This window comes from Reyranella soli (assembly GCF_007992495.1).
GTDB classification, from domain to species: Bacteria; Pseudomonadota; Alphaproteobacteria; order Reyranellales; family Reyranellaceae; genus Reyranella; species Reyranella soli.
In genome coordinates, this window is the sequence record NZ_BKAJ01000038.1 from 107,819 (window position 1) to 121,641 (window position 13,823).

Sequence of the window (13,823 nt, forward strand, 5' to 3'; positions counted from 1 at the left end):
TGCCGTGTCATTCCGGCGCGCGGATATTGGCACGTCGTATGACCTCGCCCCAGCGCACCGCTTCCGACTTGATCAGCGCGTCGAGCTCCTCCGGCGAACTCGGCGTCACCGACAGGCTGAGCTCGGCGAAGCGCTGCTGCAGGTCGGGTACGGCCAGGGCCTTGCGCACGTCGACATTCAGCCGCTGCACGATTTCGCGTGGCGTCCCGGCAGGCGCGGTGAGGCCGAACCAGGTTTCTACGTCGGCGCCCTTGATGCCCGCCTCGGCGAGCGTCGGCACATCGGGCAGACCCGGCGCGCGCTTGGGTGACGTCACGGCAAGCGCCCGGAGCGTGCCGGCCTTCACCTGACCGGTCACTACCGAGACATTGGCGAACAGCAGCGGCAACTGGCCCGCCAGCACATCGGCGATCGCCGGCGCCTCGCCGCGATAGGCGACGTGGGTCATGCGGATGTCGGTCGTGAACAGGAAGAGCTCTGCGGCCATGTGCGGCGTCGTCCCCACGCCGCCCGAGCCGAAGTTGATGGCGCCCGGCTTGGCCTTGGCCATCTCGATCAGCTCGCCCACGGACTTTGCGGCGAACGATGGATTGACGACCAGCACCAGCGGCGAGGCGCCGAGCAGGGAAATGCCCGCAACGTCGCGCGGTGCATCGAACGCCACCGACTTGTAGAGCTGTGGCGCCACGGCGTAGGTCGTCTGTGCCGCCACCATCAAGGTGGTGCCGTCGGGCGGTGCCTTTGCGAGGATGTCGGCGGCGATCAGGCCGCTGGCGCCGGTCTTGTTGTCGACCAGGACCTGGCCTGACGAGCCTTCGGCCATCTTCTGCGCTACCAGGCGAGCGATCACGTCGTTGCCGCCGCCGGCGGCGAAGCCGACCAGGACGCGAATCGGCTTGCTCTGGGCGAAGGCGCTGCTGGCAAATCCGAAGGCCGCCGTTCCGCCGAGGAAATATCGACGCGATGTCCTGACCATGAAGCCGCTCCCTCGGGCGTGGAGGGCGCACTGTAGCGTGATTCGCGGCCAATGGGCGGGCTTGACGGGGCGATCCGCTGTCCTATATAGCCAGATTAGAATATAGCCAAAAGGCAATATAAGAGGCGCCGATGCAACAGCTCGATCTTGTCTTCTCGGCGCTCGCCGATCCGACGCGGCGCGCGATCCTGGCGCGGCTGGCGGAAGGCGAGGCCACGGTGAATGAGCTGGTGGGGCCGTCCGACCTTAGCCAGCCCACCATCTCCAAGCATCTCAAGGTGCTGGAGCGGGCAGGGCTGGTGTCGCGCGGCCGCGAGGCCCAGTTCCGTCCGGTGCGGCTGAACGCGGCGCCATTGGAAGGGGCGGCGGAGTGGCTGGGCGACTATCGCCGCTTCTGGGAGGAGAGCCTCGACCGGCTCGACGTCTATGTGAAGGAACTCAAGCGCAAGGAGGGACGACATGTCAGCAAACGCAGGCGCCGGTGAGGCCGAGGCCGATCGGGAGCTCATCATCACGCGCAGCTTCGACGCGCCGGCGCGGCTGCTGTTCGAGGCCTGGAGCAAGCCCGAGCACCTGAAGAAGTGGTTCGGGCCGGTCGGCTACCCGGTGACGATGTGCGAGATGGACTTCCGCAAGGGTGGCCAATGGCGCGCCGCCATGACCGGGCCCAGCGGCACGCAGCAGACTCCGTTCGGCGGCGAGTATCTCGAGATCGTGCCCAACCGGAAGATCGTCTTTACGAACGGCTTCGAGCTGGCCGGCGCGGAGAAGATGATCATGACCATCACCTTCGACGAGAAGGATGGCAGGACGCTGCTCACCATCCGCACGCTGTTCGCCTCGATCGCCCAGAAGGCGACCCATGTCGGCGCCGGCATGGCGGAGGGCATCGCCTCTGGCCTCGACCAGCTCACCGATGTGGTGGCCGCGCTGAAGGCTGCGGCATAGTGGCAATCCTCTTGATGATCAAATATCTTTGTTATAAAGATAAATGATCATCGAGAGGAACCCCGTCCATGCTGATCATCGTGGCGGTCGCCGCCGCGCTGGCCTGTGCCAGCGTCGGCGGCGGCCTTTATGAGTTCTCCGTCGTCGATCCGTTCTGGCCCAAGCGCCCCGACCTGGTGCAGCCATCGCAGGGTGGCATCTCGCGCAAACGCTTCTGGATCGCCATCCACGTCGCCTTCGAGGTCGTGCTGATCGCAGCCCTGGTCTCAGCCTGGTCGCGGCCGGCCGTGCGCACCTGCCTCCTGGTCGCATTGGCGAGCCACGGCGTCATGCGCGTGTGGTCGGCCTTCGACTTCATTCCCAAGGCGCTCGCCTTCGAGAAGGCCGCCCCCGGCACGGTGAGCGAGGCGGCGGCCCGGCGCTGGACGGCGCGCAGCCGGCTGCGCCTGCCGCTGGATCTCGTGACGAGTGGCAGCCTGTTGTGGGCCTTGGTCCTGGCAGCGCGAACGGTCTAATTTGGCCGAAGTTTTCTCATCAATTGATAGATAAAACGAACGAGGAACGCGGACGGGAACGCCTTATGCTGTTCCCGAAGATCAATTTGGAGGGACGTCATGAGCCTTCTCAAGGACGCCGAGATCAACGTTGCGCCTTACGTGCCGACGCTTCAGCTCACGGAAGGGCAAGCGCCGCCCGTCGCCGCGAACGGCGGCCTGTCCTACATGTCGTTCGACCGCGACGGCGATGCGGGTACCACCAAGGCAATCGAGGATGCGCTTGCCGAGATCGCCGGCGGCGAGGGCCAGCGCGTAATCGACATGATCGACAAGGCGCCCTCCGGTCCGATCAAGACCAAGTGGGGGCTCGCCTTCCACGACTACGACGAGTGCATGAGGTACATCCGCGAGTCGAACAGCCTCAAGGCGCCGGAAGGCGGCGTGGTGCTGCCGCTGGCCTATACCGTCCACGAGCGGCCATCATATTCCATCGTTCCGTCCAACGTCATCTGGCACGACCCGGCACGCGCCGAACTCGCGGCGAAGCTGCGCAAGAACGAGGAGGACAATCGCCGGCGGAACCTCTATTTCCCGCATGTGCTGCGCGATGCGCGGCGTATCGGCGAGTACTACCCGGGCCTCTCGCCCAACAGCCCCGAATGCATGGACAAGCTCGGCGTCTCGCTGGCGCATCTCGAGTCCAAGTGCACGAACTTCTATGATTCGGCCGAGGTGGAGCGAGTGTTCTACCCCGAGATCGAGAAGCTGCTGCTGGATTTCTTCCCCGGCGCCACCGATGCGCTGGTCTACAACCATGACGTCTTCGACAAGGACTACACGGGCGACCGTACCGAAGACCAGGACAACAAGAACCCGGGCGTGAATGCCCGCTACGTCAACCTCGTGCACAACGACCTGAATGACAATTCGGGCCGCGTGCGCTGCCGCGAGCTGCTGACGAAGAACCTGCGCAACTTCGGGCGCCCGCAGAACTACACCGAGGCGGAGGCTGATGCGAAGATGTCGCGGCGGTTCATGTCGCTCAATCTCGCTAAGCCGATGGAGACGGTCGAGCAGTTCCCGTTCGTGCTCTGCGCCTGGCCGTCCTTCGCCGACCAGCCCTACATCAACAACTACCGGATCTACGACGACCGCGTCGGCGAGACGACCCGCTTCACCTACCGGCCTAACCACGAGTGGTACTGGTTCCCCCGGCAGACCTCGACCGAGGTCTCGATGCTGAAGTGCTACGATTCCGTCACCGACGGCTCGGTCTCGCGCTGGTCCTTCCATACCGCCTGCATCGATCCGACCGCGCCGGCCAATGCCCGTTGCCGCAAGAACGTGGTGGTTCGGTCCTACGTCTTCTTCTAGGAGAACAGGGGCGGGACCGGGCGTTGGCCCGGTCCCGGCCCACAACCGGCCCCCAAGCCATTATGATCATTGACGAATTTTAGGCAGGTCCTGGGTTGACGCGGCGCTTCCAGGTCCTTATTTTCCGCGCTCTTTCGGAATTCCCCCGGCGCCGGCCGGGGCTTTTGTTGAGAAGAACCATGAAGATCCGCCATTCCCTCAAGTCTGTGAAGCTGCGCCACAAGGACAGCCGCATCGTCCGCCGCAAGGGCCGCGTCTACGTCATCAACAAGACCAACCCGCGCTTCAAGGCCCGCCAGGGCTGAAGCCCGGCCGTCTTTCGCGTGCAAAGCGGCGGAAGCCCCCTGGCTTCCGCCGCTTTTGCGTTCGGCACGGTGGTTGTCCGGCCTCAGCTGGCGGTGCGCTGCAGCGAGGACAATATGCGCCGTGCCTGGGTGAGGTGCGGTGCGTCCAGCATCTTTCCGTCGAGCTCGATCACGTTCGATCCGGCCGCCTCGAAGGCACCGACGACACGCTCGGCCCACAGCCGCTCCGCCTCAGTCGGGGTGAAGCGGGCGTTGATGATCCCGACCTGCGCGGGATGGATGGCCGCCTTCGCCGTGAAGCCGTCGCGCCGGGCGGCATCGGTTTCCCGCGCCAGCGCATCGCGGTCGCGGAAGTCGGTGAAGACCGCGTCGATCGCGGCCACCCCCGCGGCGTGCGCCGCCAGCAGGCAAAGGCTGCGCGCCAGCGCGAAAGGGGCTGTGTAGCGGCCGCTGTCGTCTCGATTGGCCGTGGCGCCGATCGCCGCCGACAGGTCCTCGCCACCCCACAGCAGGCCGCTGAGCCGCGGATGCTTCCACGACCGGGCGGCGAGCGACAGCGTCGCCTGAGGCGTCTCGGTGCAGACGGCGACGATGCGGGTCGATCCGGCCTTCGGGGGCAGCTCCCAGCGGCCGATCAACGCGTTCAGATGATCGAGGTCCTCGGGGCCGGACACTTTCGGTAGCACGATCCCGTCCGGCGCGGCTGGCAGGACCGCTTTCAGATCGCCTTCGCACCACGGCGTGTCGAGCGCGTTGACGCGGACGTAGCGCAGGGGCGGCGCGGGCGGGCCGCCGGCGAGGCCCGCCGCGACCAGCGGCCTCGCCGCCTCCTTGTGGTCGCGATGAACCGCGTCCTCGAGGTCGTAGATGACGACATCGGCGCCCGAGGCCTCGGCCTTCGCCATCATCCTGGCGGAGCTCCCCGGGACGAAGAGCAGCGAACGCATTCAGGCCGCGGCGGCCGGCCGCTTGCGCATGAGCGCTGCGCGCTCGCAGGTCGCCACCACCAGGCCGTCCTGGTTGGTCATCTCGTGGAAGAAGTTGACGATGCCTTCGTTGGGGCGCGACTTGCTCTCGCGCTTGGACAGCACCGTCGTGCGTACCTTCACCGAGTCGCCGGGAAACAGCGGCTTGGGGAAGTTCACTTCCTTCATGCCGAGGTTGGCGAGCGTGGTGCCGAAGGTCGTGTCGTTGACCGACATGCCGATCAGCAACCCGAGCGTGAACAGGCTGTTGACCAGGGGCTTGCCCCATTCGGACTTCGCCGCGTAGTGCGCGTCGATGTGCAGCGGCTGCACGTTCATGGTGAGCAGCGAGAACCAGTGGTTGTCCGTCTCGGTGATGGTGCGGGACCATTCATGATTGAACACCATCCCGTCCTTGAATTCCTCGAACCACAGCCCGGCCATCAGCGTTTCTCCTCGGCAGCTTCCGGCGAGATTTCGACGAGGACGGCACCCGCCGGGACGGTGTCGCCCTCTGCGCAACGAATCGATTGGATGCGCCCGGCCAGCGGGGCCTTCAGCGTATGGACGAGCTTCATGGCCTCCATCTGCAGGACCGGAGTGCCTTTCTCGACGGCATCGCCGACCGCGACGTAGAGCTTCGACACGACGCCGTGAAGCGGCGCGTCGACGACGTTGCCCGACCGGTCGAGCTGTCCGGCCGCGCGCGGCATATCGATCCGCGGCAGAAGCGTGGCGGTGAGGGCGAGGCCGGCGTGCGCAACGGCAACGGCGTCGCCGTGACGGCGGTGGACGAAGCCGGCGAGGGGATCCGCTTTCGCGCGCGACCGCGGAAATTCGACCGCAGCTCCGTCGAGTTCGACGACGATACGATCCTGGCCGACGCGCAGCTCGGCTTCGGCACTGCCATAGTCGTCAGCGACGTGCAGCGAGACCCGGGCGGGGCGGACAGCGGTGGTGACCCGCACGGCGCTGCGCCGGTTCCAGGGGCTGACCCAGTCGCTGCCGCGGTCGGCCGTCTCGGGCTCCGCCCACCGCACGACGGCGGCGGCGCGCAGGCGGCGCAACGTGTCGGCTTGCGGTTGCCAGCCGCCGGGAAAGGCCGTCTCGATGAAGCGGGTCGTGGCCTTGCCGTCGGCGAATAGCGGATGCCTGACTGCATCCCGCAGGAAGGCCTGTGTCGTCGGCAGGCCGAGCAGCGTCAGCTCCGCCAGCCCGTCCGCCAGACGCGCCAGTGCCTCGGCGCGGTCGCCGCCATGCGCGACGAGCTTGGCTAGCAGCGAATCGTAGTACAGGCCGATGCGGGAGCCGGCCGCGACGCCGGAATCGAAGCGCAGGCCGCGCGGCGGTTCGACGGCCGTGAGATCGCCGGTGACCGGCTGGAACGCGCGATCCGCCCGCTCTGCGGTGATGCGCGCCTCGATCGCGTGGCCGCGCTGGACGATGCGGTCCTGGCCGAGCGGCAGCGGCTCGCCCGCCGCTGCCAGGAGCTGCCATTCGACGAGGTCGATGCCGGTGATCAGCTCCGTCACCGGATGCTCGACCTGCAGGCGGGTATTCATCTCGAGGAAGTAGGGGCTGTTGCTGCCCTGCTCCATGATGAACTCGATCGTGCCTGCCGAATCGTAGCCGATGGCGCGGCCAAGGCTGAGCGCCGCGTCGAAGAGCGTGCGTCGCACCGCGTCCGGAAGGTTGGGGGCCGGCGCCTCTTCGAGGACCTTCTGGTTGTTGCGCTGGACAGAGCAGTCGCGCTCGAAAAGGTGCACCAGGCCGCCGAGCCGGTCGCCGGCGAGCTGCACCTCGAGGTGCCTCGGGTTCAGGATGAATTTCTCGAGCAGCACGGATTCGTCACCGAATGCCGAAAGCGCTTCCGCCTTGGCGCTTGCCAGCGCCTCCTCGAACTCCTCCGCCCGATCGACGCGCCGCATGCCGCGTCCGCCGCCGCCGGCCGATGCCTTGATCAGGACGGGAAAGCCAATGCGCTGCGCCGCCTGGAGGAGGCTCGCCGAATCCTGTGCCGCGCCGTGATAGCCCGGCACGACCGGTACGCCCGCCGCCTCGGCAATACGCTTGGATTCGATCTTGGAGCCCATCTTCTCGACGGCATCTGCCGAGGGCCCGACGAATATCAGCCCGGCTTGCTCGCAGCGCCGTGCGAAGGCGGCGTTCTCTGACAGGAAGCCGTAGCCCGGATGAACGGCGTCGGCGCCCGACCGCCCGGCGGCCGCAAGGATGGCCGCCATATCGAGGTAGCTTGAGCGCGCCGGAGCCGGCCCGATGCGGATCGCCTCGTCGGCAGCCCGGACATGCATGGCGCGTTCGTCGGCGTCGGAATAGACGGCGATGGTGCGTATGCCGAGCCGCTTACAAGTGTGCATGATACGCACGGCGATCTCGCCGCGATTGGCGACCAGGACAGAGCGGATGGGGCGAGGAGAATTGAGAAAGCGCAAGGCGGTGAGTCCTACATGCGATAGACCGGCCGCGGGCCGGTAACGGGTGGCTCCATTGCGCCGATCGCCAGGCAGAGCCCCAGCACGTCGCGGGTATCGGCGGGCTCGATCAGGCCGTCATCCCACAGCCGGGCCGTGCAGTAGTAGGGATCCGACTGCTCGTCGAACATCCTGCGCAGCTTGGCCTCATGCTCGGCGAGTTCCACTTCTGTCGCGGGATTGCGCGAGATGCTGGAGCGGCGCAGGTCCATCAGCACCGAGCTGCCGACGTCGGGGCTCATCGTGCCGAGCCGCGCGTTTGGCCACATAAACATGAAGCGCGGCCGGAAGCCGCGGCCGCTCATGCCGTAGTTGCCGGCGCCATAGGAGCCGCCGGTGACGATCGTGTAGCGCGGCACGCGGGCGTTCGACACGGCATAGACGAGCTTGGCCGAGTTCTTGGCGATGCCGCCGCGCTCGGCGTCGGAGCCCACCATGAACCCAGTGATGTTCTGCAGGAACACGATCGGCACGTTGCGCTGGTCGCAGAGTTCGATGAAATGGGCGCCCTTCAGCGAGGAATCGGAGAACAGCACGCCATTGTTGGCCAGGATGCCGACCGGCAGGCCCTGGATGTGGCCGAAGCCGCACACCAGGGTGGCGCCGTACAGCGGCTTGAATTCGTGGAATTCGCTGCCGTCGACCAGGCGCGCGATGATCTCGCGCTGGTCGAAGGGCCGCGTCAGGTCGGCACCGACGATACCTGGGATCTCGGCCAGGTCGAACAACGGCGGCCGCGGTGGGCGAATGTCGCCATGGGTACGCTGCACCCGGTTGAGCGCGCCCACGATGTCGCGGGTCTTGGCGATCGCCTCCATCTCGTCGCGCGCAAAATGGTCGGAGACGCCTGACACGGTGCTGTGCATCTCTGCGCCGCCCAGCGTGTCGCGGTCGACGATCTCGCGGATCGCTGCCTTGACGATCTGCGGCCCGCCGAGATGCACGCTGCTGTTGCCGGCGGTCATGACGACCTCGTCCGCGAGGGCGGGGATGTAGGCGCCGCCCGCCGTGCATTCGCCGAACACGGTCGCGATCTGAGGGATGCCTGCCGCCGACATGCGGCACTGGCGGTAAAAGGCGCCGCCGAAATGATCCTGGTCGGGGAAGACCTCGTCGCCCTGCTGCAGATTGGCGCCGCCGCAATCGACGAGATAGACGACGGGCAGCCGGCTCTCGAAGGCGATGTCCTGGGCGCGCACGTGCTTGCGGATGGTCTCCTTGAAGAAGGAGCCGCCCTTCGTCGTGGCGTCGTTGGCGATGATCATGCAGGTGACGCCGCGAATCGTGCCGATGCCGGTGACGATGCCGGCGGCGGGAACGGCGTTACCGTAGAGTCCCCAGGCGGCCAGCGGCGACAGCTCCAGGAAGGGGCTGAGCGGGTCGACCAGCAGGTCGATGCGCTCGCGCACCGGGATCTTGCCGCGTTCGCGGTGCCGCTGGACCATGCGCTCGCCGCCGCCGGCCATCGACCAGGCCTGCCGTTCCCGCAGCGTCTTCAGCAGGCCGTCATAGACAGCGGCATTCGCACGGAAGGTCTCGGATGCGGGGTCAATCGCGCTCGTCAACGTCGCCATGTCTGGTGCTCCGGAATTAGCGAGCCGACTCGGGACGACGCTTCATCAGCAGCACGATGGAGCCGGTCTCCACGATCTCGTCGCGCTGATTGAGCACGTCGAACCCGAGCGTCAGCACGCCGCGATCGGGCTTGCTGGAGGGCCGTGCCTCGAGCGGCGTCACGCGGGCGCTGATCGTGTCGCCGAGCTTCACCGGCCTGTCGAACTTCCACGACAGTCCGAGCAACCCCATGGCGGTGCCGTCGATCCAATTGAGCTGGGACATGAGGCCGATCGCGGTCGACAGGATGAGCGGCCCATGCGCGACGCGGCCGCCGAAGAGACTCTGGCGGCAGAACTCCTCGTCGACGTGTAGCGGATTGTGGTCGCCGACCAGGCCGGCGAAGAGCGAGACGTCGCCTTCGCCGATGGTGCGGCCGCGTGTGCGGTGCGCGACGTCGATTTCGAAATCTTCGAGGTAGAGGCCCAAGGATCGTTTTTCCCGTTCAAGCGCGTGGCGGAACATCCCGCATGGCGATGTTAACTAACCGTACGGTTAGCAAACCGTCTTGTCAGATAGGAAGCTACCGGCTATCGTTTTTGAACGCAAGACGGGCCATTCCGCGGGGCAGGCATGTTCCCAACCAAAGAAGATATTCACGGGATCAAACGCCGGGCGGTGCTGCAGGAAGCGGCGGCGTCCTTCAATCTCAAGGGCTTCCACGGCACCTCGATGAACGAGATCGCCGCGAGCCTAGGCGTGACCAAGGCCGCGCTCTATCACTATTTCCCCAACAAGAACGCGCTGCTTGCTGGCTGCTTCGACTACGCGATGGAGGCGGCGTTCGCGAGCCTCGAGCGCGGCCGCAAGCAGGGACGCAACGGGCGCGAACGGCTGATCCTCACGATCGCGGGCTACGTCACCGAACTCCTGGACGAGCTCAATTGCTGCGTCGTCCTGATGGAAGAGCATGCGCTCGAGCCCGAGGACAAGGCCAAGCTGGTGCAGCAGCGCGATAAGTTCGAGCGCGCGTTGCGTGCGCTGGTGCGTGAGGGAATCGCCGATGGCAGCGTGGCGCCCTGCGACCCCAAGCTCGCGATCTTTGTCATCCTGGGCGCGATGAACTGGGTGCCGAAGTGGTTCAAACCGTCCGGCCCGTGGAAGCCCGAACAGCTCACGCGCGCGCTGAGCGACATCTTCGATCGGGCGATTTCGTCGTCGCCGGCGGCGGCGATGGTTCGCGACGTCGGCGAGCTGCCGCTGCGTCCATCGTCGGAGCGTCAGCGCAGCGATGACGCATCCCGAGCACCGGCGATCAGGCAGTCCATCAAGGCCGTGCGCCGCGATGCCGAAGCGGAGCGCCCGGCACGCCTGCGAGCCGTCGGCAAGGGGCGGGTGAGGCTGCGATGATCGCCAATCTCATCGTCGGCGGACTCGCCGCGGGTTGTCTCTATGCGATGGTGGCGATCGCCATCGTGATCGTGCTCAACATCACCGATATCGCCAACTTCGCTCAGGGCGAAATGGCGATGCTGACGACCTTCTTCGCCTATTGGCTGCTCGACGATCTCGGCCTGCCGTGGTGGCAGGCGGTGGCGATTGCCGCCGTGTTCGGCCTGGTGCAGGGCGTGATCGTGCAGCAGGTGATCATCCGGCCCCTGATCGGCAGCCCAGTCCTGTCGGCCATCATCGCCACGCTGGGGCTGAACGTGGTGCTGAACAGCGTGGCGGGGCTGATCTGGGGACACCAGACCTATACCTTTCCCTCGCCCTTCGCCTTCTCCGCGCCCTTCCATGTCGGCGGCGTGGCGGTGCCGGTCACCAGCGTGGTCAATATCGCCGTCGGGCTCGCGATCATCCTCGGAATGACGCTCTTCCTGCGTGCCACCTGGACCGGCATGGGAATGCGGGCGGCGAGCCAGAACCAGACCGTGGCACGCCTGATGGGCGTGTCGATCACCAAGTCCTCGGCGATCGCCTGGGGGTTGGGCGGCCTGGTCGGCGGCATCGCCGGCATCCTGGTGGCACCCGCGGTCTTCCTCGATACCAACCTGATGGGCGCCTTGCTCATCAAGGCCTTTGCGGGTGGCGTGCTGGGCGGTCTCAACAGCCTGATCGGCGTCTTCCTCGGCTGCCTGGCGCTCGGCGTTGCCGAGAACCTGACGAGCGCCTACCTGTCGCCGTCCTTCGGCGAGGCGATCACGTTCCTCGTCATCATCGCCGTGCTGATCGTGCGACCGGAAGGCGTCTTTGGTCACGTCAAGGTCCGCAAGGCGTGACCAACGCGACCGACATCGCCGGGCTGCCCGGCCGGCGCAGTTCGCATGGTTCGGAACTCGTCCTCGCCGGGCTGGGCGTCGCGCTCGCCTGCGTCGCGCCGTTTTGGCTGAACGGCTACGGCCTCTACCTGCTGACCCTGACCGCGATCTTCGCCATCGTGGCGCTCGGGCTCAACCTGCTGACAGGCTATGCCGGCCAGATCAGCCTCTGCCATGCGGCGCTCTTCGGCGTCGGCGCCTATGCTACCGCCCTGCTGACCAGCAAGGCGGGGTGGCCCTACCTCGTCTCGTTGCCGGTGGGCGCGCTGCTGACGACGGCGATCGGCGCCGCCGTCGCCGTGCCGGCCTTGCGCCTCAAGAACCTCTATCTCGCCATTGCAACGCTGGGCTTCGGCGTGGTGCTGCAGAAAACCATCTTCGAGTGGCGCAGCCTCACCGGCGGGGGCGGTGGCCTGTCGCTCGCACCGCCGACCATCGCCGGCCACGAGCTCGGTGCCACCGGGCTCTACTATCTTGCGCTGGCCTTCCTCGTGCTCGGCTTGTGGGGTGCATGGAATCTCAGTCGCGGGCGGACCGGCCGGGCGCTGCGCCTGATCAAGGAGAGCGAGATCGCGGCAGCGTCGCTCGGTATCCACATCGCCCGCTACAAGGTGACGGCCTTCGCCGTCAGCGCCTTCTACACGGCCATTGCCGGGGGGCTGTTCGCCTACCTGGTCCGCTACATCAATCCCGAAAGCTTCAACGTCGGCCTGTCGATCGGCTTCCTCAGCATGATCGTCATCGGCGGGCTGGGCACGATCGGCGGCTCGATCGTCGGTGCGTTGTTTTACGTCGTCGTGCCCGAGCTGCTGCGCGGCATCAAGGATGCCCCCGGTCTGGTCTTTGGTGTCGTGCTGGTCATGGTGATGGTGTTCATGCCGCAAGGATTGTGGGGCATGGCGCGCCGCTTCCTCGGGAGGCGCTGAGATGGGGCGCCTTGCGATCGAGAACGTGTCGGTGGATTTCGGCGGCGTGCATGCGCTCAAGGACGTGAGCTTCGCCTTCGAATCGGGTTCGATCGTCGGCCTGATCGGTCCCAACGGAGCGGGCAAGAGCACGCTGCTGAACTGCATCTCCGGCATCACCCGCCCGACCGCCGGCCGCGTGCGCCTCGACGAGGCGGTGTTGTCCGAGCGCAACGCTTCGAGCGTGGCGGGCCTGGGCATCGGCCGGGTGTTCCAGCATCCCGAGCTCGTGCTCGACCTGTCGGTGCGCGAGAACCTGATGATCGCCTGTCACCGCTCGCTGGGCTACGGGCTGGTGAGCGAGCTCCTGATGGTGCCGTCGGTATGGCGCCGTGAGCGCGAGGCGGCGGGCCGGGTGGCGGACGTGCTGCGGCGCCTGGGCATCGCCGACAGCGCCGACGCCGAAGTTCGCAACCTGCCTTACGGCCATCGCAAGCTGATCGATCTCGGGCGGGCGCTCCTGATGGACATCGGCTTCCTGCTGCTCGACGAGCCGATTGCCGGCCTGAACGATCCCGAGATTGCCCATCTGACCGAGCTGCTGTTCGAGCTGCGGCGGGAGTTCGGTTTCGGCATCCTGGTGGTCGAGCACAACATGCCGTTCGTGTCCCGTCTGTGCGAGCGGCTGGTCGTGCTCGATCTCGGTCAGCTCATAGCCGACGGCCGGCCGGCCGATGTGCTCGGCGATGCCCGCGTCATCGCCTCCTATCTCGGCGAGGCGGCGGATGCTTGAGGTCAAGGATCTCTCGGTGCGCTACGGGTCGGTCGAGGCGCTGCACGACGTGTCGATCAAGGTCGAGACGGGCGGCCTCGTCGCCATCCTGGGTGCCAACGGAGCCGGCAAGTCTACCCTGCTGCGCACGATCAGCGGCATCGTCAAGGCGGCGTCCGGCAACGTTGCACTCGACGGCACGGCGATCACCGGCCTGCGCCCGGAAGAGATCGTACGGCGCGGCATCGCCCACGTTCCGGAGGGCAGGGGCATCCTGCCCGACTTCACGGTGCGCGAGAACCTGATGATCGGCGCCTACGTGCGACGCGGCCAGGACGTTTCGCCGGACTATCGTCGCGTGATGGGGATGTTCCCGGCGATCGAACGGCGCGAGCGCAAGCTCGGCTACACGCTGTCCGGTGGCGAGCAGCAGATGCTGGCGATCGGCCGGGCGCTGATGGCGGCGCCGCAGGTGCTGCTGGCCGACGAACTGAGCCTCGGCCTCGCCCCGATCATCGTCCGCCAGGTCTTTGCCACCCTCGACCAGGTGCGCCGGACCGGCGTCACCGTCCTGGTGGTCGAGCAAAACGCACGGCTCGCCATGAAATTCGCGGACTACCTCTACGTGCTCAAGTACGGGCGCGTCGTCATGGAGGGACCGCGGGAAACCTTCGCGAAGTCGACGGACCTCGTCGATGCCTACCTCGGTGCTTGAGT

General features: G+C 66.7%; 16 protein-coding genes. 10 read left to right on the plus strand and 6 right to left on the minus strand.

What is annotated here, in order from left to right:
• Positions 1–7: 7 nt before the first annotated feature.
• Complete coding sequence (locus RSO01_RS13495) at positions 8–976, minus strand: Bug family tripartite tricarboxylate transporter substrate binding protein (protein WP_147149618.1); 969 nt, start codon at positions 974–976, stop codon at positions 8–10.
• Between the two features lie 131 nt (positions 977–1,107).
• On the opposite strand from RSO01_RS13495, the gene RSO01_RS13500 reads away from it, so the two are divergent.
• The 5 genes from RSO01_RS13500 to ykgO all read left to right on the plus strand — a co-directional run bounded on the left by RSO01_RS13500 (position 1,108) and on the right by ykgO (position 4,100).
• Complete coding sequence (locus RSO01_RS13500) at positions 1,108–1,461, plus strand: ArsR/SmtB family transcription factor (protein WP_147149619.1); 354 nt, start codon at positions 1,108–1,110, stop codon at positions 1,459–1,461.
• A complete protein-coding gene (locus RSO01_RS13505; protein ID WP_147149620.1) occupies positions 1,436–1,924 on the plus strand; it encodes an SRPBCC domain-containing protein in 489 nt (162 codons plus the stop codon). The genes RSO01_RS13500 and RSO01_RS13505 overlap by 26 nt, the downstream gene beginning before the upstream one ends.
• A gap of 68 nt (positions 1,925–1,992) precedes the next feature.
• A complete protein-coding gene (locus RSO01_RS13510; protein WP_147149621.1) occupies positions 1,993–2,439 on the plus strand; it encodes a hypothetical protein in 447 nt (148 codons plus the stop codon).
• Between the two features lie 99 nt (positions 2,440–2,538).
• A complete protein-coding gene (locus RSO01_RS13515; protein ID WP_147149622.1) occupies positions 2,539–3,795 on the plus strand; it encodes a CmcJ/NvfI family oxidoreductase in 1,257 nt (418 codons plus the stop codon).
• Between the two features lie 179 nt (positions 3,796–3,974).
• Positions 3,975–4,100 (plus strand): type B 50S ribosomal protein L36, encoded by a 126-nt coding sequence (gene ykgO, locus RSO01_RS13520; RefSeq protein WP_092820542.1) that lies wholly within the window; start codon positions 3,975–3,977, stop codon positions 4,098–4,100.
• Positions 4,101–4,183: 83 nt separating this feature from the next.
• Here the strand turns inward: ykgO and RSO01_RS13525 are convergent, their stop codons facing one another.
• Genes RSO01_RS13525 through RSO01_RS13545 form a run of 5 tightly spaced genes read right to left on the minus strand, consistent with a single transcriptional unit; the run spans position 4,184 to position 9,600 of the window.
• Complete coding sequence (locus RSO01_RS13525; protein ID WP_147149623.1) at positions 4,184–5,047, minus strand: HpcH/HpaI aldolase/citrate lyase family protein; 864 nt, start codon at positions 5,045–5,047, stop codon at positions 4,184–4,186.
• Positions 5,048–5,509: a MaoC family dehydratase gene (locus RSO01_RS13530; RefSeq protein WP_147149624.1), complete on the minus strand. Its 462-nt coding sequence runs from the start codon at positions 5,507–5,509 to the stop codon at positions 5,048–5,050.
• Positions 5,509–7,518, minus strand: a complete 2,010-nt coding sequence (locus tag RSO01_RS13535) for an ATP-binding protein (protein WP_147149625.1) — start codon at positions 7,516–7,518, stop codon at positions 5,509–5,511. The genes RSO01_RS13530 and RSO01_RS13535 overlap by 1 nt, the downstream gene beginning before the upstream one ends.
• Before the next feature lie 11 nt (positions 7,519–7,529).
• Complete coding sequence (locus tag RSO01_RS13540) at positions 7,530–9,131, minus strand: carboxyl transferase domain-containing protein (protein ID WP_147149626.1); 1,602 nt, start codon at positions 9,129–9,131, stop codon at positions 7,530–7,532.
• 16 nt (positions 9,132–9,147) lie between these two features.
• The gene (locus RSO01_RS13545; RefSeq protein WP_170303038.1) at positions 9,148–9,600 is read right to left on the minus strand and encodes a MaoC family dehydratase; all 453 of its coding nucleotides are present in this window, start codon (positions 9,598–9,600) and stop codon (positions 9,148–9,150) included.
• 144 nt (positions 9,601–9,744) lie between these two features.
• On the opposite strand from RSO01_RS13545, the gene RSO01_RS13550 reads away from it, so the two are divergent.
• The 5 genes from RSO01_RS13550 to RSO01_RS13570 are packed head-to-tail and all read left to right on the plus strand — an operon-like array spanning position 9,745 to position 13,821.
• Positions 9,745–10,521, plus strand: coding sequence for a TetR/AcrR family transcriptional regulator (locus RSO01_RS13550; RefSeq protein WP_147149628.1), 777 nt, complete (start codon positions 9,745–9,747; stop codon positions 10,519–10,521).
• Positions 10,518–11,390: a branched-chain amino acid ABC transporter permease gene (locus tag RSO01_RS13555; RefSeq protein WP_147149629.1), complete on the plus strand. Its 873-nt coding sequence runs from the start codon at positions 10,518–10,520 to the stop codon at positions 11,388–11,390. The genes RSO01_RS13550 and RSO01_RS13555 overlap by 4 nt, the downstream gene beginning before the upstream one ends.
• On the plus strand, positions 11,387–12,355 hold the full coding sequence (locus RSO01_RS13560) for a branched-chain amino acid ABC transporter permease (protein WP_147149630.1): 969 nt from the start codon (positions 11,387–11,389) through the stop codon (positions 12,353–12,355). Before RSO01_RS13555 ends, RSO01_RS13560 begins: the two co-directional genes overlap by 4 nt.
• Before the next feature lies 1 nt (position 12,356).
• On the plus strand, positions 12,357–13,127 hold the full coding sequence (locus tag RSO01_RS13565) for an ABC transporter ATP-binding protein (RefSeq protein ID WP_147149631.1): 771 nt from the start codon (positions 12,357–12,359) through the stop codon (positions 13,125–13,127).
• Complete coding sequence (locus RSO01_RS13570; RefSeq protein ID WP_147149632.1) at positions 13,120–13,821, plus strand: ABC transporter ATP-binding protein; 702 nt, start codon at positions 13,120–13,122, stop codon at positions 13,819–13,821. The genes RSO01_RS13565 and RSO01_RS13570 overlap by 8 nt, the downstream gene beginning before the upstream one ends.
• Positions 13,822–13,823: the final 2 nt, after the last annotated feature.

What these genes read in the sequence shown, in the direction of transcription:
- RSO01_RS13495 (WP_147149618.1), bottom strand. Translation starts at nt 976, where the DNA reads ATGGTCAGGACATCGCGTCGATATTTCCTCGGCGGAACGGCGGCCTTC.
- RSO01_RS13500 (WP_147149619.1), top strand. Translation starts at nt 1,108, where the DNA reads ATGCAACAGCTCGATCTTGTCTTCTCGGCGCTCGCCGATCCGACGCGG.
- RSO01_RS13505 (WP_147149620.1), top strand. Translation starts at nt 1,436, where the DNA reads ATGTCAGCAAACGCAGGCGCCGGTGAGGCCGAGGCCGATCGGGAGCTC.
- RSO01_RS13510 (WP_147149621.1), top strand. Translation starts at nt 1,993, where the DNA reads ATGCTGATCATCGTGGCGGTCGCCGCCGCGCTGGCCTGTGCCAGCGTC.
- RSO01_RS13515 (WP_147149622.1), top strand. Translation starts at nt 2,539, where the DNA reads ATGAGCCTTCTCAAGGACGCCGAGATCAACGTTGCGCCTTACGTGCCG.
- ykgO (WP_092820542.1), top strand. Translation starts at nt 3,975, where the DNA reads ATGAAGATCCGCCATTCCCTCAAGTCTGTGAAGCTGCGCCACAAGGAC.
- RSO01_RS13525 (WP_147149623.1), bottom strand. Translation starts at nt 5,047, where the DNA reads ATGCGTTCGCTGCTCTTCGTCCCGGGGAGCTCCGCCAGGATGATGGCG.
- RSO01_RS13530 (WP_147149624.1), bottom strand. Translation starts at nt 5,509, where the DNA reads ATGGCCGGGCTGTGGTTCGAGGAATTCAAGGACGGGATGGTGTTCAAT.
- RSO01_RS13540 (WP_147149626.1), bottom strand. Translation starts at nt 9,131, where the DNA reads ATGGCGACGTTGACGAGCGCGATTGACCCCGCATCCGAGACCTTCCGT.
- RSO01_RS13550 (WP_147149628.1), top strand. Translation starts at nt 9,745, where the DNA reads ATGTTCCCAACCAAAGAAGATATTCACGGGATCAAACGCCGGGCGGTG.
- RSO01_RS13555 (WP_147149629.1), top strand. Translation starts at nt 10,518, where the DNA reads ATGATCGCCAATCTCATCGTCGGCGGACTCGCCGCGGGTTGTCTCTAT.
- RSO01_RS13565 (WP_147149631.1), top strand. Translation starts at nt 12,357, where the DNA reads ATGGGGCGCCTTGCGATCGAGAACGTGTCGGTGGATTTCGGCGGCGTG.
- RSO01_RS13570 (WP_147149632.1), top strand. Translation starts at nt 13,120, where the DNA reads ATGCTTGAGGTCAAGGATCTCTCGGTGCGCTACGGGTCGGTCGAGGCG.